Origin of the sequence: Kitasatospora sp. NPDC101155, assembly GCF_044768305.1 — a bacterium.
Taxonomy (GTDB): Bacteria; Actinomycetota; Actinomycetes; order Streptomycetales; family Streptomycetaceae; genus Kitasatospora.
In genome coordinates this window covers 265,191-282,357 of record NZ_JBIWPN010000006.1, presented here as the reverse complement: position 1 = coordinate 282,357, position 17,167 = coordinate 265,191, and the positions used below count along the sequence as shown (strand labels likewise).

Annotated in this window: 13 protein-coding genes; 4 read left to right on the top strand and 9 right to left on the bottom strand. The window is 73.4% G+C overall.

Features of this window, described 5'->3' with window-relative positions:
• Positions 1-8: 8 nt before the first annotated feature.
• Positions 9-707: an MBL fold metallo-hydrolase gene (locus ACIRYZ_RS12070; protein WP_402942480.1), complete on the top strand. Its 699-nt coding sequence runs from the start codon at positions 9-11 to the stop codon at positions 705-707.
• On the opposite strand, the gene ACIRYZ_RS12065 is transcribed toward ACIRYZ_RS12070, so the two are convergent.
• From ACIRYZ_RS12065 to ACIRYZ_RS12035, 7 genes are read right to left on the bottom strand one after another with little or no spacing between them, the layout of a single operon-like run.
• Positions 663-1,964, bottom strand: coding sequence for a protein kinase (locus ACIRYZ_RS12065; protein ID WP_402942477.1), 1,302 nt, complete (start codon positions 1,962-1,964; stop codon positions 663-665). The two genes, ACIRYZ_RS12070 and ACIRYZ_RS12065, sit on opposite strands and share 45 nt — an antisense overlap.
• A gap of 4 nt (positions 1,965-1,968) precedes the next feature.
• Entirely contained in the window at positions 1,969-2,955 is a 987-nt protein-coding gene (locus tag ACIRYZ_RS12060) for an ABC transporter substrate-binding protein (protein WP_402942474.1), read from the bottom strand.
• Positions 2,956-3,002: 47 nt separating this feature from the next.
• Complete coding sequence (locus ACIRYZ_RS12055) at positions 3,003-3,788, bottom strand: amino acid ABC transporter ATP-binding protein (protein ID WP_402942472.1); 786 nt, start codon at positions 3,786-3,788, stop codon at positions 3,003-3,005.
• Positions 3,785-4,762 (bottom strand): amino acid ABC transporter permease, encoded by a 978-nt coding sequence (locus ACIRYZ_RS12050; protein ID WP_402942469.1) that lies wholly within the window; start codon positions 4,760-4,762, stop codon positions 3,785-3,787. The genes ACIRYZ_RS12055 and ACIRYZ_RS12050 overlap by 4 nt, the downstream gene beginning before the upstream one ends.
• A 28-nt stretch (positions 4,763-4,790) precedes the next feature.
• On the bottom strand, positions 4,791-5,732 hold the full coding sequence (locus tag ACIRYZ_RS12045) for an ABC transporter substrate-binding protein (protein ID WP_402942467.1): 942 nt from the start codon (positions 5,730-5,732) through the stop codon (positions 4,791-4,793).
• 10 nt (positions 5,733-5,742) lie between these two features.
• Positions 5,743-6,240: a GNAT family N-acetyltransferase gene (locus tag ACIRYZ_RS12040; RefSeq protein ID WP_402942465.1), complete on the bottom strand. Its 498-nt coding sequence runs from the start codon at positions 6,238-6,240 to the stop codon at positions 5,743-5,745.
• Positions 6,237-7,406 carry an LLM class flavin-dependent oxidoreductase gene (locus tag ACIRYZ_RS12035; RefSeq protein WP_387617245.1) on the bottom strand — a complete coding sequence of 390 codons (1,170 nt, stop codon included), beginning with the start codon at positions 7,404-7,406 and terminating at the stop codon, positions 6,237-6,239. The genes ACIRYZ_RS12040 and ACIRYZ_RS12035 overlap by 4 nt, the downstream gene beginning before the upstream one ends.
• 605 nt (positions 7,407-8,011) lie before the next feature.
• On the opposite strand from ACIRYZ_RS12035, the gene ACIRYZ_RS12030 reads away from it, so the two are divergent.
• Together ACIRYZ_RS12030 and ACIRYZ_RS12025 are read left to right on the top strand one after the other, a co-directional pair.
• Positions 8,012-8,971 (top strand): amino acid ABC transporter permease, encoded by a 960-nt coding sequence (locus ACIRYZ_RS12030; protein ID WP_402942461.1) that lies wholly within the window; start codon positions 8,012-8,014, stop codon positions 8,969-8,971.
• A complete protein-coding gene (locus tag ACIRYZ_RS12025; protein WP_402942458.1) occupies positions 8,968-10,893 on the top strand; it encodes an FAD/NAD(P)-binding protein in 1,926 nt (641 codons plus the stop codon). Before ACIRYZ_RS12030 ends, ACIRYZ_RS12025 begins: the two co-directional genes overlap by 4 nt.
• Before the next feature lie 4 nt (positions 10,894-10,897).
• Here the strand turns inward: ACIRYZ_RS12025 and ACIRYZ_RS12020 are convergent, their stop codons facing one another.
• Entirely contained in the window at positions 10,898-12,781 is a 1,884-nt protein-coding gene (locus tag ACIRYZ_RS12020; protein ID WP_402942457.1) for a protein kinase, read from the bottom strand.
• A 138-nt stretch (positions 12,782-12,919) separates the two neighbouring features.
• Here ACIRYZ_RS12020 and ACIRYZ_RS12015 point away from each other — a divergent pair, with 138 nt between their 5' ends.
• A complete protein-coding gene (locus ACIRYZ_RS12015) occupies positions 12,920-15,205 on the top strand; it encodes an FdhF/YdeP family oxidoreductase (RefSeq protein WP_402942454.1) in 2,286 nt (761 codons plus the stop codon).
• 58 nt (positions 15,206-15,263) lie between these two features.
• Here the strand turns inward: ACIRYZ_RS12015 and ACIRYZ_RS12010 are convergent, their stop codons facing one another.
• Positions 15,264-16,841 carry an NlpC/P60 family protein gene (locus ACIRYZ_RS12010; protein WP_402942451.1) on the bottom strand — a complete coding sequence of 526 codons (1,578 nt, stop codon included), beginning with the start codon at positions 16,839-16,841 and terminating at the stop codon, positions 15,264-15,266.
• Positions 16,842-17,167 lie beyond the last annotated feature (326 nt).

The following is a 17,167-nucleotide window of genomic DNA, read 5'->3' as shown; positions in this document are numbered from 1 at the left end:
ATGCGGGCATGGAGATCACCCGGGTACGCGACGAGTTGCACATGATCACCCTGGAGTTCGGCACCGCCTACCTGTGGCGGGACGACCACGGACTGACCCTGATCGACACCGGCATCGCCGGGTCGGCGGACGGGATCGAGAAGGGCATCCGCACCATCGGGCTGGATCCGGCCGCACTGCGCCGGATCGTGCTCACCCATCACCACGAGGACCACACCGGCTCGGCCGCCGAGCTGGCCCGCCGCTGGAGCGCCGAGGTGGTGGCGCACCGGCTGGAGGCGCAGGTCGTCCGCCGCGAGCAGCCGGCGGCGGCGCCCGTGCTGAACGCCTTCGAGCAGCAGCTGTGGGACGGCCTGCCGCCGATCCCGCCCGCCGAGCCCTGCCCGGTGCACCGCGAGGTCGAGGACGGGGACGTGCTGGACGTCGGCGGCGGCGCGGTGGTCGCGCACGTGCCCGGGCACACCGACGGCAGCATCGCGCTGCACCTGCCCGGGCCCGGGGTGCTGTTCACCGGGGACACCGTGTCCAACGTCCAGGGCCAGACCCGGCCCGGGGTGTTCAACACCGACCCGGCGCAGGCCCTCGCCTCCTTCCACCGGCTGGCCGCCCTGCCGGTGGAGACGGTGGTCTTCGGGCACGGCGACCCGATCGCCGTCGGCGCCTCAGCGGCCCTGCGCGCCGCCGCCGAGCAGCACCCCCAGGTCTAGGTCCCTCCGCTCGCCCGGGCCGAGCCGGGCGGCCTCCCGCTGCCAGTGCGCGAGGTCGCGCCGCAGGTCGGCCCGGGCCTCCGGGGCGGCGCCCGGCTCCAGCGTCAGCGCCTCCAGCAGTTCGACGGCGGCGCCCCGGCTGCCGTCCCGGGCCAGCCAGAGGGCCAGGTCGTGGCAGGTGCGCAGGGTGCGGGGATCGGCCCGGCCGCAGATCCGGGCGAAGTCGGGGACCAGCTTCAGCAGCATCTCCACGGCCTCCGCCGCCCTGCCGTCGGCCCCGCGCTGCCAGGCCTGGTCGGCGCGGCGGCGCAGCTGCTCCGGGCTGGGGTCGTCCGGCCGCGGCATCCCGGGCCGGATCCGGCGCAGCCGCTCCAGCACCTCGGCGGCGTCGGCCGGCCGGTCGGCGGGCCGCTTGGCGAGCAGCTGGGCGACCAGGTCGGCCAGCGCCGGGTCGTGGCTGCGGATCCGCGGCGGGGTCGCCGCCATGTGCTTGTGCATGTACTCGTACGGGGAGTCGGCGTGGAAGGGCCGTCGGCCGGTACTGACCTCGTACAGCATCACGCCGAACGCGTAGAGGTCGGCCCGGCCGTCGACGGTGCCGCCGGACCAGCACTCGGGCGCCAGGTACGGGACGGTGCCGACCACGCTGCCGGTGGAGGTGAGTCCGGTGGACTGGGTGAGCAGCCGGGCGATGCCGAAGTCCAGCACCTTCGCCCGGTCCCCGCCGTCCGCGATCATGACGTTCTCGGGCTTGATGTCCCGGTGGATGACGCCGCTGCGGTGCGCCGCGTCGAGCGCCTCGCAGACCTGCTCCATCCAGGCCAGCGCGCGCCCGTGGTCGGGCGGGCCGTCCTTGAGGATCGCGGACAGCGGCCGGCCGCGGACCACCTCCATCACCAGGTAGTGGGTCTCCCCGTCGCCGTCCGCGACCCGGCCGTAGTCGTGCACCGTGACGATGTGCGGGTTGGAGAGGCCGCCGGCCACCTTGGCCTCGCGGACGAAGCGCCCGACGGCCTCCCGGTCGGCGGCGTGCTCGGCCAGCAGAAGCTTGACCGCGACCTCCCGCTCCAGCCACGTGTCGGTCGCCCGCCAGACCACGCCGAAGCCGCCCCTGCCCAGGAGCTCGTCCAAGCGGAAGCGACCGTCGAGCACCTCGCCCTTGTGCATGCCCTCCCCCAACTCGACCGCGCCCGTACGTCGTTCGCCGTCGGATGGGTCACCATAGCGGCGGGCGGGGACGAGCAGGTGAACGGGCAAGCCCTCAGGGCTTGGGCTTGGGCAGGCCGACCGGGTTGATCTCGGAGGTCTGCACCGCCTCGCTGTCCAGGCCCCAGCGCTTGAGCACCTGCCCGTACGTGCCGTTCCTGATCACCTCGTTGATCGCCCCGTTCAGCGCCTTGACCAGGCCGTTGTCCTTGTGGGTGGTCGCCGCGATCTTGCCGAGGACGTCCGCGCCGCCGCCCGAGTAGGTGCCGACCACCTCGGTCTGGCCGGTCTGCACGGCGTGGAAGGCCAGGCTGGGGTTGGGCCCGGTGTAGACGTCGATCCGGCCGGAGGAGAGCGCGAGGTAGTACTCGGTGCCGGAGAAGTACTTGATGTCGATCGGCTTGAGGCCGGCCCGGACGTTCTCCTCGCTCCAGGAGAGCAGCAGCTTCTCCTGGTTGGTGCCGGTGGCGACGCCGACGGTGCGGCCGGCCAGGTCCTCGGCGCCGGTGACCTTGAGGCCGCTGCCCTTCTTCGCCTCGAAGCCGAGCACGTCCAGCCGGTAGGTGGCGAAGTCGTACTTCTCCTTGCGCTCCTCGGTGACGGTGATGTTGGACAGGCCGGCGTCGTACTTGCCGCTGTCCAGGCCGACGAAGATGTTCTCCCAGGAGACCGGGTTGAACTCGACCTTGAGGCCGAGCACGTCGCCGATCAGCGAGGCGATGTCCGGCTCGACGCCGATGATCGTCTTGTCGTCGTCGGCGTAGAAGTCCAGCGGCGGGGTGGTGCCGATGGAGTCGACGACCTTCAGGGTGCCCCGCTTTCTGATCTCCTCCGGCACCAGCGCCGCGATCGCGTCGACCTTGGCGGTGGTCACCCGGTTCTGCTTGGCCGACAGGTTCACCACGGTGCCGTTCGGCGCGGTGCTGCCCTTGGCCGGGGCGAGGTCCGCCGCGGCGCCCGTGGCCCCGCTGCCGCAGCCGGCCAGGGTGAGGGCGGCGGCGAGCGCGGCGGCGGTCACGAGGGCGCGACGGGGTAGGGACATGGCGGAACTCCTGCTCGGTGAAAGGGGGTTCGGGGGATTTGCCGGGTTTACAGCACCTTGGCCAGGAAGGCCCGGGTGCGCTCGTGCCGCGGGCGGTCCAGGACCTCGGCGGGCGGGCCCTGCTCGACCACCACGCCGCCGTCCATGAAGACGACGGTGTCGGCGACCTCGCGAGCGAAGCCGATCTCATGGGTGACCACGATCATCGTGGTGCCGCTGCGGGCGAGGTCCTTGATGACGTCCAGCACCTCGCCGACCAGCTCCGGGTCGAGCGCCGACGTGGGCTCGTCGAAGAGCAGCACCTTGGGCTCCAGGGCCAGTGCCCGGGCGATGGCGACGCGCTGCTGCTGCCCGCCGGACAGCTGCCGGGGGTACGCGGCGGCCTTGTCGGCCAGCCCGACCCGCTCCAGCAGGGCCAGCGCCGTGGACCTGGCCTCGGCGCGGGGGCGGCCCAGCGCGGCGATCGGCGCCTCGACCAGGTTCTCCAGCACGGTCAGGTGCGGGAAGAGGTTGAAGTTCTGGAACACGAAGCCGATGCCGGTGCGCTGGCGCAGCACCTCGCGCTCCTTGAGCTCGTACAGCCGGTCGCCGGAGCGCCGGTAGCCGATCAGCTCGCCGTCGATCGCGACGTAGCCGCGATCGAGCTTCTCCAGGTGGTTGATCGCCCGCAGCAGGGTGGACTTGCCGGAGCCGGACGGGCCGAGCACCACGGTGACCGAGCCGGCCGGGACGTCCAGGTCGACCCCGCGCAGGACCTCCAGCGGGCCGAAGCTCTTGTGCAGGCCGCGGACCTGCACCATCGGGGCGGTCTGCGGCTTCGTGAGCGTGGTCATGGACGTCCTCCGGAGGTACGGGCGGGCAGGCTCCCCGCGAAGGCCCGCAGGCGCTGCAGCGGGGTGGGCGGCGGGGTGCGCCGGGCACCCCGGGAGAAGTAACGCTCGACGTAGTACTGGCCGATCGACAGCACGGTGGTCAGCACCACGTACCAGACGGTGGCGACCATCAGCAGCGGCACCACCCGGCCGGTCCGGCCGTAGATGACCTGGGTCTGGTAGAACAGCTCGCCGATCGCCATCACGTAGACCACCGAGGTGCCCTTGAGCAGCGAGACCACCTCGTTGGCCGCGGCCGGCAGGATGCCGCGCATGGCCTGCGGCAGCACGATCCGCCGGCCCTGCCGCCAGCGCGGGATGCCGAGCGCGGCGGCGGCCTCGCGCTGGCCGGCGTCCACCGCGACGACGCCGCCGCGGATGATCTCGGCGGCGAACGCGGCCTGGTGCAGCCCGAGTCCGAGCACTGCGGCGCCCAGCGCGCCGAGCACGCCGACCGTCTCGAACTCGCCGAAGGTCGGGCCGAACGGGATGCCGAAGCCGAACCGCTTGTAGAGGTAGGAGAGGTTGAACCAGAACACCAGCTGGACGATCAGCGGGATCGAGCGGAAGACCCAGACGTAGGCCCAGGCGACGGTCCGGAGGATCGCGCTGCGGGAGAGTCGCATCGCGGCCACCACGGCGCCGAGCGCGAAGCCCAGCACGGTGCCGTAGGCGGTGAGTTCGAGGGTGCGGCCGATCGCCTGGAGGATGGTGTCGGCGGTGAAGTAGAGCCGGAAGGTGGCCCAGTCCCAGGCGGGGTTGGTGGCCAGGCCGTGGGCGAACTGGGCCAGCAGGACGAGGGCGGCGATCCCGGTCGCCCAGCGCCAGGGGTGCCGGGCGGGGACGGTCCGCAGGCCGTCCAGCTCTCCGGGGTCGAGGCCTGGCCCGGCGGTGGGTCTCGGCGGGGCCGGTGCCGCTTCGGTGCTGACGGTCATCGGGGGACTCCTTCAACGGGCCCTGAGGTCAGGGGTGTTCGGGCGGACTGATCTGCGACTGCGGGATGGCCGAGTCGGCGAGCCCCCACTTCTTGAGGATTTGCTGGTACGTCCCGTCCTTGATCAGCTGGTTGACCGCCGCCTGGAAGGCCGGGGTGAGCTTGGAGCCCTTCTTGAAGGCGAAGCCGACGTCCAGCCGGTGGAACTCGTTGAGGAAGCGGGTCCCGGCGGCCTCCTGCGCGGCCTGGTGGCGCAGTCCGTTGATGGTGGACATCTCGACGTCCACCCGGCCCTGCTGGAGGCTGGTCAGCAGCGCGCCGCCCTCGCTGAACGCCTTGACCTCGTACGGCTTCTTCCCGGCGTCGGCGCAGACGCCCTTCTTGCCGTTGAGCGTGGTCTCGAAGGTGGTGCCGGCGCCGGTGCCGATGGTCAGCCCGCAGAGCTGGGTCAGGTCGGTGATCGGCTGGATCGCCGTGTTGTCCTTCTTCACCGCGAAGCCCTGGCCGTCGTCGATGTAGGTGACGAAGTCGATGATCTTCAGACGGGCGGTGGTGACCCCGAAGTTGCCGGTGCCGACGTCGAACTTGCCGCTGTCCAGGGCGGGCAGGATGGTCTCGAAGACAGCGTCCTCGCGCTGCACGGTCAGGCCGAGCAGCTTGGCCACCGCGTCGGTGAAGTCCACGTCCACCCCGACCGGCTTCTTGCCGGACTGGTCGGCGTAGAAGGCACTGGGCGGGGCGCCGAAGGAGGAGCCGAACTTCAGCACACCGGAGGAGCGCACCTCCTCGGGCAGCAGGGCGGCGGCGGCCTCGGACCTGGCCAGGCCGGAGACGACGTCCTCGGTGGCGGCGGACCCGCTCGCCCCCGCCGCGCCCGCGATCGTCGGGTCCGAACCGCACGCGGCCAGCGCCAGGAGCGGCAGCAGGGCGGCGGCCGCGAGCAGGCGGCGGGAGGCGGTGGTGGTTCTCACGAGGGGCCTTTCAGTGGGTCGGGAGCAGGACCGGCAGGGGTTTCTCGAAGGGGAGCGGGCCGACGGTCATCGGGTCGGCGGTGACGTCGAACAGCGGGGTGTAGCCGGCGGCCAGGTAGAGGCCCTTGGCCTCGGGCTGGCGCGGGCCGGTGGTGAGGTACAACCGGCGGTACCCGGCGGCGGCCGCGGTCCGCTCCAGCTCGGCCAGCACCCGGCGGGCCAGGCCGCGGCGGCGGTGCGCGGAGTGGGTCCACATCCGCTTCAGCTCGGCGGTGTGCTCGTCGTACCGCTTGTACGCGCCGCCGGCCACCGGCTCGCCGTCCTCCAGCAGGAGCAGCAGCACGCCGTGCGGCTCGGCGAAGGCCTCACCCGGGTAGCGGGTCATCTCCTGGTGCGCGTCGGGGCCGTAGCGGCTGACGTACTCGTGGGTGAGCTCGCGCAGCAGCGGCTCGACCAGCGGGTCGTCCAGGGTGACCCGCCGGAACCCGCTGCCGTGCCCGTCGCTCACGCCTGCACCGCGATCAGCTGGTCGCGCTCGTGCCGGGCCCGCGCCGCCGCCTCGGCCTTGGCGGCGTCCCGCTTGGCGACCTCCTCGCGGACGATCGGGATGACGTGGCGGCCGAAGTCGATCGCGTCGCCCAGCAGGTCGTAGCCGCGGGCGGAGAGGATGTCCACGCCCAGGTCGTAGTAGTCCAGCAGCGCCTGGGCGACCGTCTCCGGGGTGCCGACCAGCGCGTTGGAGTTGCCGGCGCCGCCGGTGGCCGCGGCGGTCGGGGTCCACAGCGCGCGGTCGTAGCGCTCGCCGGCCTCGGCGATCTCGATCAACCGCTGGGAACCGACGTTTTCCGGTGTCGCGGTCTCGGGCTGGTCCGTGACCGGACGGCGGCGGGGAGCGAGCTGCCCGCTCTCCCGACGGGCCCTGATCGCGGCCACCGTGCGGTGCGCCTTCTCCCAGGCCAGCTCCTCGGTCGGCGCGATGATCGGCCGGAACGCCACCTGGATCCGCGGCACGTCCGTCCGGCCGGCGGCCCGCGCCGCCTCCTTCACCCGCTCGATCTGCTCGGCGGTACGGGCCAGCGGCTCGCCCCAGAGGCAGTAGATGTCCGCCTCGGCGCCGCCGGCCGCGTAGGCCGCGTCCGAGGAGCCGCCGAAGGAGACCGCCGGGCGGGGCTGCTGCACGGGGAAGACGTCGGAGACGAAGTCGTTGAAGCGGTAGTGCGGGCCCTCGTGGTCGAAGGGCTCTCGGCTGGTCCACGCCTTCTTCACGATGCCGATGTACTCGCGGGTGCGCTCGTAGCGCTGGTCCTTGGTGAGGAAGTCGCCCTCGCGCTGCTGCTCGTGGTCGGTGCCGCCGGTGATGAAGTGGACGGTCAGCCGGCCGTCGCTGATCCGGTCCAGGGTCGCGAAGGTCTTGGCGGCGAAGGTCGGGTAGGAGACGTTCGGCCGGTGCGCGAGCAGGATCTGCAGCCGGTCGAGGTGCGAGGCGAGGAAGGCCGCGGCGGCGGCCGGCTCCGGGGAGCCGGAGCCGTACGCGAAGAGCACCCGGTCCCAGCCGTGGTCCTCGTGCGCCCGGGCCAGCCGCAGGGTGTAGTCGCGGTCGAAGGCGGCGGTGGTGCGCGGGGCGGTCTCCGAACCGTCGCCGGTGGCGGCGATGCCGAGGAATTCGACGGGCATGACGGAACCTTTCGGGTGAGCGGAGTCCGGTGGACTGCGGGTGGGCAGGCCGGAGGCGGCCGCGGCGGGGCGGCCGTCGGGCACGTGACGGTGAAGTGCGAGGGCGGGAAACTGCCGGAGTGCGGTGCGAAGTCGTCGGCGGCAGCGATGGCCTGACGCGTCGCCGGTCGGCGACGACTACCGGCCCGTGACGGGGCGAACCGAGGGAGGGCTCCCCGCCGGGAGATCAGGCCGGACGTGCGGCCCGCTGCCGGGTCAGCCGCGACACGCCGCGGACCACACCCGACCGAAGTCGATGTGGTCGCGGGTGACCAGGGGCTGCTCGGCGTACATGGCCTCAAGTTGAGCAGTCGGCCGAGCGGTACGTCAACCACCCATCATTGCCGCACTGTTGCGATCTCCTGTCGCTTTTCCAACATGCTCCGACCGGCCCCGACCACGCCTCGGTCACCCTTGACAGCCGTCGATCGCGCATGCGTACGATCGACGCGGAGTGCAGTGCCAGGCGCCGGCCGCGTTGAGGGACGCGGGCCGACGCCAGAGACCCGCGTACGTGACCACCGCCGTGCCCGTCCCCGCCCGCACTCCGCCCAGGAGCCGCCGCCATGGCCACCCCACAGGACGTCCTGCCCGCCCCCGCCCGCTCCGAGAGCCCCGCCCCGCCGCCGGCCCCCGAGCCCGAGGCCCGGATCGTCGCCCGCCGCAAGCCCGGCCAGTGGGCCGCCGCCGCGGTCGCGCTGCTGCTGGCCGCGATGGCGGTCAACTCGGTGATCCGCAACAAGGCCTTCCAGTGGAGCGTGGTCGCCGACTGGTTCACCGCGCGGTCCGTACTGAGCGGCCTCACCCTGACCCTCTGGCTGACCGGCGTCACCCTCGCCCTCGGCTTCGTCCTCGGCACCGTCCTCGCCACGATGCGGATGTCCGCCAACCCGGTGCTGCGCACCCTCAGCTGGGGCTACATCTGGATCTTCCGGTCCACCCCGCCACTGGTGCAGCTGCTGTTCTTCTTCAACATCGGCGCGCTCTACCCGACCCTCGGCCTCGGCATCCCCTTCGGCCCCGAGTTCGTCACCGTGAAGACCGTCAACCTGATCGGCCCCACCCTGACCGCCGTCATCGGCCTCACCCTGCTGGAGACCGCGTACGCCGCCGAGGTGATCCGCGGCGGCATCCTCTCCGTCGACCGCGGCCAGCTGGAGGCGGCGGCCGCGCTCGGGCTGGGCCGCCGGCGGGTGCTGCGCCGGATCGTGGTGCCGCAGGCGATGCGCTCGATCGTGCCGACCGCCGGGAACATGCTGATCGGCGCGCTCAAGGGCACCAGCATCGTCAGCGTGCTGGCCGTCTCCGACCTGCTCTACTCGGTGCAGCTGGTCTACCTGCAGTCCTACCGGGTCGTCCCGATGCTGATGGTCGCCACCATCTGGTACCTGGTGGTCACCACCCTGCTGTCCATCGGGCAGTACTACGTCGAACGGCACTACGCCAGGGGAGCCACCCGGGACGGCCTGCCGCCCACCCCGCTCCAGCGCGCCCGCGCGGCCTTCGTCAAGGTGGTGCGGGCATGACCGTGCTCGTGATCGTCGGCGCCGGACCGCGCGGCACCGGGCTGCTGGAGCGGATCGCCGCCAACGCCGCCGAACTCCTGCCCGCCGAGCGGCCGTTGGACGTCCACCTGGTCGACCCGTACCCGCCCGGCGCGGGCCGGATCTGGCGCCACGACCAGTCCCCGCTGCTGCGGATGAACTCGATGGCCGAGGACGTCACCATGTTCACCGACGAACGCGCCACCATGGACGGCCCGGTCCGCCCCGGCCCCTCGTTGGCCGAATGGGCCCGGCGGCAGGGCGAGTTCGCGCCCTACCGGGAGGTCGCCGACCCGTCCGTACGGGCCGAGCTGCAAGGCCTCGCGCCCACCGACTTCCCCACCCGGCGCGCCCAGAGCGCCTACCTGGACTGGGTGTTCCGCCGCGCCGTCGCCGACCTGCCGCCGCACATCACCGTCACCGTCCACCGGGACACCGCCCACCGGATCGACGGCCCGACCGACGGCCCGCAGACCGTCCACCTCACCGACCGGACGCTCACCGCCGACCACGTCGCCCTCACCCTCGGCCACCTCGACTCCGCCCCGCACCCGCGCCACGCCGCCGACGCCGAGTTCGCCGCCCGGCACCGCCGCTTCCACCTCCCGCCGGCCTACTCCGCCGACGCCGAGGCCGAGTTGGCCGGGATCGCCCCCGGCGAGCAGGTGGTGGTGCGCGGCCTCGGCCTCGCCTCGGTCGACCTGGTCGCGCTGCTCACCGAGGGCCGCGGCGGCCGCTTCGAACCCGACGGCGACGGACCCGGGCTGCGCTACCGCCCGTCCGGCCGCGAACCGGTGCTCCACCTCGGCTCCCGGCGCGGCGTCCCGTACCACTCCAAGACCGAGTACCGGCTCCAGGGCCCACCCGCCCCGCTCCCCCGGTACTTCGACGCGGCCGCCGTGGACGCCCTGCTCGCCACCGACCGACCGCTCGAACTGCGGCGCGACGTCTGGCCGTTGATGGCCAAGGAGGTCGGTTTCGGGCACTACCACGAGCTGTTCCACGCCCACCCCGAGCGCACCGCCCTGCCCTGGCCCGAGTTCCTCGCCCGGTACGACCGGCACGCCTGGTACTCCCCCGAACTCGCCGCCCTCGTCGCCGAGGCCGTCCCCGACCCGGCCGACCGGATCGACTTCGAACGGCTCGACCACCCGCTGGCCGGGCTCGAACTCGGCTCCGCCGAAGAGCTCCAGGCCCACCTGCGCGACTACGTCACCGCCGACGCCGACCGGCGCCGCGACCCCGCGCACAGCGCCGACCTCGGCGCCTTCCTCGCCCTGCTCTCGCTGTTCGGCCAGCTCCCCCGGGTGCTCGCCGCCGGTCGGCTCACCGCCCGTTCGGTCGCCGAGGAGGTGGACGAGTGGTTCTTCGGCTACTTCAGCTTCCTCGCCTCCGGCCCGCCCGGCTTCCGGCTGCGCCAGCTGCTCGCCCTCTCCGAGGCCGGGGTGGTGCGCTTCCTCGGCGCCGGCGTGCGGGTCGAACGGGACGAGGCCACCGGCACCTGGCGGGCCTCCGGCACCACCGTGCCCGGCCACACCGTGACCGCCACCGCGCTGGTCGAGGGGTACCTGCCCAAGCACGCGCTGGCCCGCACCCTCGACCCGGTGCTGCGCCGACTGCACCGCGCCGGACGGGTGGTGGAAGAGGTGGTCAGCGACGAGGAGTACACCCACCGCTCCGGCCTGGTCACCATCGCCCCCGCCGACAGCCGGCTGCTCGACCCCGCCCTGGGCGGCGCCCCGCACCCCCGCCGCACCGCACTCGGCCCGCACACCAGCCTGCGCTCGGCGGCCGCCTTCGCCCGCCCGCGCACCAATGCGCCGGCCTTCCGGCAGAACGACGCCGCCGCCCGGGCGCTGCTGCGCGCGCTGGCCGCCCTGCCGGCCCCGGCGATGGTGGGCTGACGGCTCATGGCCCGAACATCTCCTCCACCAGGTCCTCGTCCGAGACGTGGTCCGGGGCCTCGAACACCAGGTCCACGAGGCCCTTCAGGCCCATCCCCCGGTCGAACGCGTCGATGCAGGCCCGGGCCTCCTGGTCGGTGGCGAAGTCCCACACCCGCAGCCGCCGGACCAGCACCAGCGCCTCGATCGGGCTCATCCTCGGCGCCTTGCGGCGGTTCGGACCGCCGAGCCCCTTGCGGCCGGCCTGGGCCAGCTGCTGCTGGTAGCGGGCCAGGTCCTGCCAGACCTGGACGGTGCTCGGGTGGTGCTCGCCCAGGCTGCGGGCGAGGTCGGGCAGCAGCGCGTGCAGCTGGACCACGGCGCTCTGCAGGTCACCCCGGTTGGCCTGGTGGACGGCGAGGTCGTGCCGGGCCTTCAGCACCCGGCTGTCCTGCGGGCCCCAGGCCGCGGTCAGGTCCGGCAGCAGCTCGTGCAGCAGCCGGATCGCGGTGACGGTCGAGCCGCTCTCGCCGATGCACCACGCCAGGTGGTAGCGGGCGCCCAGGGTGTCCGGATCGGCCGGGCCGAGCGCCGAGGCCATGTCCGCCACGACGGTGGACAGCAGCCGGATCGCGCCGTCCAGGTCCCCGGCCCGGCTGAGGTACCAGGTGAAGTCCCGCCAGGTGCCCAGCGTGTCCCGGTCGGTCGCGCCGAGCGCGGTGACGCACTCCTGGGCGATCGCCTGCAGCTGGATCGCCGACTCGCCCGCCGTCGCCGCCCGGTAGGCGACCGAGCGGCGCTCGCGCAGCCCGGCCCGTACGGCCTCCGCGGTCGGCGGGGCAGCGACCACCGGCGGGGTGGTGAGCGGGGACAGCACCGCCGACGCGGGCGGCGGCGTGGGCGGGGCCGCCGGCGGCACGGGCGGCGCGACCGGCGGTACGGGCGGGGGCGCGACCGGCGCGGGCGGCACCACCGGGCCCACCGGAACCGGCGTCGGCACCGGAGCCGGAGCCGGCGCCGGCGCAGACCGCTCCACCACCGTCGGCACCGCCGCGACGGCCCCCGCGCCGCCGCCCTGCCACCCCGCCAGCTCCGCCAACCGCCGCTCGACCGTACGGGCGTCGGCCGGCCGGTCCGCCGGGTCCTTCGCCAGCAGCTCCGCGACCAGCCCGGCCACCTGCGGCGGCAGCCCGAACTGCGCCGGGTCCAGCGGCGCCGGCACCTCGTTGAGGTGCTGGTACATCAGCACCGGCGTCGAGTCCCCGCCGAACGGCCGTGCCCCGGTGAAGAGTTCGACCAGCACGCAGCCCAGCGCGTAGAGGTCGGCCCGCCCGTCCACCCGGCCGCCGGTCCACCGCTCGGGCGCCATGTACGCCGGGCTGCCGACGATCGTCCCGGTGGTGGTCAGTCCGCCCGCCCCCGTGTCCAGCTGGGCGATCCCGAAGTCCAGCACCTTCAGGTGCCCGGCCTCGGTGATCATGACGTTGTCCGGTTTGATGTCCCGGTGCACCATGCCCGCGTCGTGCGCCGCCGCCAGCGCACCGCTGATCTGCTGCCCCCAGCGCAGGCTGAGCGCCGGCTCGGGCACCCCCGCCCGCAGCACCTCGGTCAGGGTGCGGCCGGTGAGCAGCTCCATCACCAGGAAGGTGACCTCCTGGCCGCCGAGCTCGCACTGCCCGAGGTCGTGCACCGTGACGATGTGCGGGTGCGAGAGGTTGCCGGCCGCGCAGGCCTCCCGGACGAACCGCAGCGCGGCCTTCGCCTGGTTGTCGCCGTGGTGCCCGATGACCTTGACCGCCACCGGCCTCCGCATCCGGCTGTCCTGGGCCCGCCACACCACCCCGAAACCGCCCTGCCCGAGCTTCTCCGCCAGCTCGTACCGGCCGTCGAGGACGTCACCGACTCGCACGCGCCCCTCCCCTCCCGTGATGACGCCCAGACTCTACCGACGGCCCTCCCGTTGCCACGGCGCAGGTGGAAGGATGGGCGTCCGTGACCCCCGCGACGGTGCGGCGGTTCGTCCCAGCAGAACCCGAGGAGCGCAGTCATGGCCAAGCAGGCCCCGCAGAGCGACCCGGGGCAGGACGCCCCCGAGGTGTCCGCACCCCAGCACGCGGCCGCCGGCCTGCCCGCCGTCGGCCACAGCCTGCGGATGGCCGCCGAGCAGATGGGTGCCCGCCGCACCCTTGCCACCCTGCTCAAGGTCAACCAGCCGGACGGCTTCGACTGCCCCGGCTGCGCCTGGCCCGAGCCGGACAAGACGCACACCGCCGAGTTCTGCGAGAACGGCGCCAAGGCCGTCGCCGAGGAGGCCACCGAGCGCCGGATACGGGCCGAGTTCTTCGCCGCCCACCCGGTCGCCGAGCTCGCCGAGCGTTCCGGCTACTGGCTCGGCCAGCAGGGCCGGCTCACCCAGCCGATGCTGCTCGACGAGGGCGCCACCCACTACACCCCGGTCTCCTGGGACGACGCCTTCGCGCTGATCGCGCAGGAGCTGCGCGCCCTGGACACCCCGGACGGCGCCGCCTTCTACACCTCCGGCCGCACCAGCAACGAGGCCGCCTTCGCCTACCAGCTGTTCGCCCGCCGCCTGGGCACCAACAACCTGCCGGACTGCTCCAACATGTGCCACGAGTCGTCCGGTTCGGCGCTCACCGAGACGCTCGGCGTCGGCAAGGGCAGCGTCAGCCTCAAGGACCTCTACCAGGCCGACCTGATCATCGTGGCCGGCCAGAACCCGGGCACCAACCACCCCCGGATGCTCTCCGCCCTGGAGCGCGCCAAGCGGGCCGGCGCCACCGTCGTCAGCGTGAACCCGCTGCCGGAGGCGGGCCTGGAGCGGTTCAAGAACCCGCAGCACGCGCGCGGCCTGGTCGGCCAGGGCACCAAGCTGACCGATCTCTTCCTGCAGATCCGCCCCGGCGGGGACCTCGCGCTGTTCCGCGCGCTCAACCGGATCATCCTGGAACAGGACGGCGTCGACCGCGCCTTCGTCGCCGAACACTGCCACGGCTACGAGGAGTTCGAGGCGCAGGCGGGCAAGACCGAGCGGGCGGACGTCCTCGCCGCGACCGGCCTGCCCTGGGAGCAGATCGAGGAGCTCGGCCGGCTGGTGCTGGCCTCGAAGAAGGTCATCGTCTGCTGGGCGATGGGCCTCACCCAGCACAAGCACGCCGTGCCGACCATCCGCGAGGTGGTCAACTTCCTGCTGCTGCGCGGCAACGTCGGCCGCCCCGGCGCCGGGGTCTGCCCGGTGCGCGGGCACAGCAACGTCCAGGGCGACCGGACGATGGGCATCTTCGAGCGGCCGTCGACGGCCTTCCTCGACTCCCTGGGCAAGGAGTTCGACTTCGAGCCGCCGCGTGAGCACGGCTACGACTCGGTGGACACCATCCGGGCGATGCGCGACGGCAAGGTCAAGGTGTTCTTCGCGATGGGCGGCAACTTCGTCGCGGCCACCCCGGACACCGAGGTCACCGAGGCCGCGATCCGGCGCTGCCGGCTGACCGTCCACGTCTCCACCAAGCTCAACCGCTCGCACGTGGTCACCGGCGCCCGCGCCCTGATCCTGCCCACCCTCGGCCGCACCGACCGGGACGTCACCGCGCACGGCGCCCAGTTCGTCAGCGTCGAGGACTCGATGGGCCAGGTCCACGCCTCCCGCGGCGGCCTGCGCCCGCCGGCCCCCGGCCTGCTCTCCGAGACCGCGATCATCTGCCGCCTCGCCCGAACCGTCCTCGGGCCGCAGGACACCGTGCCGTGGGAGGACTTCGGGTCCGACTACGACAGCCTGCGCGCCCGGATCGCCCGGGTCGTGCCCGGCTTCGAGGACTACAACGAGAAGGTCCGCCGCCCCGGCGGCTTCACCCTCCCGCACGGGCCGCGCGACTCCCGCACCTTCCCCACCGCGACCGGCAAGGCCAACTTCACGGTCAACCCGCTGGTCGCCCCCGAGATCCCGGCGGGCCGCCTGCTGCTGCAGACCCTGCGCTCCCACGACCAGTACAACACCACGGTCTACGGCCTCGACGACCGCTACCGCGGCATCAAGGGCGGCCGCCGCGTGGTGCTGGTGAACCCCGCCGACGCCGCCGAACTCGGCCTGGTCGAGGGCCGGTACGTCGACCTGGTCAGCGAGTGGACCGACGGCACCGAACGCCGCGCCCCCCACTTCCGCGTGGTCCACTACCCGGTGGCCCGGGCCGGCGCCGCCGCCTACTACCCCGAGACCAACGTGCTGGTTCCGCTGGACTCCACCGCCGACATCAGCAACACCCCCACCTCCAAGGCCGTCGTCATCCGCTTCGAGCCCGACTCGGGCGCGGCCGAGTAGCGACGGCACGGAGGCCGCCCCACGTCACCGGACGTGGGGCGGCCTCCGTGGTACCGCGTCAGTGCAGCAGACCGCCCAGCGGCAGGGTCGCCGTGGCGCTGCCGGGGGCCGAGGCGCCGGCCGAGCCGGTGGTGCTCGGGGAGCCCGGGCCCGTCGGGGTCCGGGTGGGGGTGCCGGTCGGGGTCCCGGTGGGCGTCTGGCTCGGCGTACCGGTCGGGGTGCCCGTGGGCGTCTGCGTCGGGGTCCGGGTCGGGGTGCCGCTGCCGGACGGCGTGCCCGGGTCGCTCGGGGTGCCGGAGCCGGTGGGCGTGCCCGGGCCCGACGGGGTGCCGGTGCCGGAGGGCGTCCCGCTCGGTGTCCCCGGGGTGGCCGGCTGCTGGGTCGCCGGGCTGCCCGGTGCGGGCGTGGGCGTGACCTGGTTGGCCGGGCTGGGCGCGATCGGGGTGACGGAGTCCCAGCCCTTCGGCAGGTCGGGCACCTTCCAGGCACCGCCGGCGTCGTCCGCCGCGCCGTCCGGGTCGGGCCGGACGGCGCCGAGGATCGACATCGAGCCGATCGGGGAGACCTTGATGAACGCCCCTGGCCGCGGGGCCTGGACGATCAGCCCGCCGCCGATGTACATCGCGACGTGCGAGGCGTCCTGGAAGTAGATCACCAGGTCGCCCGGCCGCAGCTGGTTCAGCGGGACGTGCGGCAGCTGTGCCCACTGCTCCTGGCTGGTGCGCGGGATCGGCTTGCCGGCGTGCAGCCAGGCCTGCGAGGTGAGGCCGGAGCAGTCGTAGGAGTCCGGGCCGATGCCGCCCCACAGGTACGGCTTCCCCAGCTGCGCCAGCGCGAAGGCCACCGACGCGCGCCCGGCCAGCGAGGGGGTGCGCTCGCCCTTGCCGAGGGCGCCGGAGGCGAGGAAGGCGAGCTGGGCCTCGTCGGCCTTGGCCTTCTCCACCTGCTCCAGCTCGGTGCGCTGCGCACCGGTCAGCGAGGCGACCAGCTGTTCGACCGAGGCGAGGTCGGCCGCGACCTTGGCCTTGGCGGCGTCCTGCTGGGCGACCAGCGCCTGGGAGGTCTTGAGCGCCTCCTCGGTCTGCTTCTTCAGCCCGTCGAGCGCCTGCCGGTCGGCCTTCAGCTTGTCCAGGAACTCGGACTGCGAGCGGCTGGCCGCCGCCAGCAGCTCGGCGATGGTGACCGCCTCGTACGGGTCCTTGGAGAGCAGCAGTTCGGCGTACGCGGAGGCGGCGCCGTTGCGGTACTGGGCGGCGGCGAGCTGGGCGGCGATGTCCGTCCCGGTGTCGACCTGCTTCTGCTGCCGGTCCAGCTTGCCCTGGAGGTCGGTGAGCGCGGCCTGCTGCTCGGCGACCTTGGCGACCGACCCGTTGTACTGCTCGGTCGCGGCCTCGGCGCTCTGGTAGAGCCCGTGCAGCTGGTCGAGCAGCGGCCCGAGAGTGGCCTTGGCCTCGGCCAGCGGGTCCGCGCCCGGGGCCACCACGACGCCCGTTCCCGGGTCGGGCGCGGCGTAGGCGGCCTGGGTGGCCGCCGGCAGGGCGAGCGCGGCGGCCGCGAGGACGGCTCCGCAGCGCAGGGCCGCCCGCACCCAGGGGCGTACGCCCGTCGACTCCGTGCGCTGTGCAGCCCCGCCCATGGGTGGTCCTCCCCGCCCGATTGCCCCTGCCCTGCCCCCGGTCCAGCCGGATCCCGCCGATCCTCCCACGGGTTACTCACCGGAAACAGGGCGCACGCGGACCTGGAGGTTAATTCTCGATTTGATCTGTGAGACAGCTCTCAGCAAAAGTGGGCGAATCCGGACGTTCTTCGCTAAGGTCCAGCTCAGCGCGGCCCAGGTCACCATTCCGAAAGCTGCCGGACATCGTCAGGACACCAGCGGAACCACGATTCCCGGCTCAGTTCACCTTCCGTTTACCAAGCCGACCTACGGTCGCGACGTCACCAACGTCCGTGCGACAACTA

What these genes read in the sequence shown, in the direction of transcription:
- ACIRYZ_RS12070 (WP_402942480.1), top strand. Translation starts at nt 9, where the DNA reads ATGGAGATCACCCGGGTACGCGACGAGTTGCACATGATCACCCTGGAG.
- ACIRYZ_RS12060 (WP_402942474.1), bottom strand. Translation starts at nt 2,955, where the DNA reads ATGTCCCTACCCCGTCGCGCCCTCGTGACCGCCGCCGCGCTCGCCGCC.
- ACIRYZ_RS12055 (WP_402942472.1), bottom strand. Translation starts at nt 3,788, where the DNA reads ATGACCACGCTCACGAAGCCGCAGACCGCCCCGATGGTGCAGGTCCGC.
- ACIRYZ_RS12050 (WP_402942469.1), bottom strand. Translation starts at nt 4,762, where the DNA reads ATGACCGTCAGCACCGAAGCGGCACCGGCCCCGCCGAGACCCACCGCC.
- ACIRYZ_RS12035 (WP_387617245.1), bottom strand. Translation starts at nt 7,406, where the DNA reads ATGCCCGTCGAATTCCTCGGCATCGCCGCCACCGGCGACGGTTCGGAG.
- ACIRYZ_RS12030 (WP_402942461.1), top strand. Translation starts at nt 8,012, where the DNA reads ATGGCCACCCCACAGGACGTCCTGCCCGCCCCCGCCCGCTCCGAGAGC.
- ACIRYZ_RS12025 (WP_402942458.1), top strand. Translation starts at nt 8,968, where the DNA reads ATGACCGTGCTCGTGATCGTCGGCGCCGGACCGCGCGGCACCGGGCTG.
- ACIRYZ_RS12015 (WP_402942454.1), top strand. Translation starts at nt 12,920, where the DNA reads ATGGCCAAGCAGGCCCCGCAGAGCGACCCGGGGCAGGACGCCCCCGAG.
- ACIRYZ_RS12010 (WP_402942451.1), bottom strand. Translation starts at nt 16,841, where the DNA reads ATGGGCGGGGCTGCACAGCGCACGGAGTCGACGGGCGTACGCCCCTGG.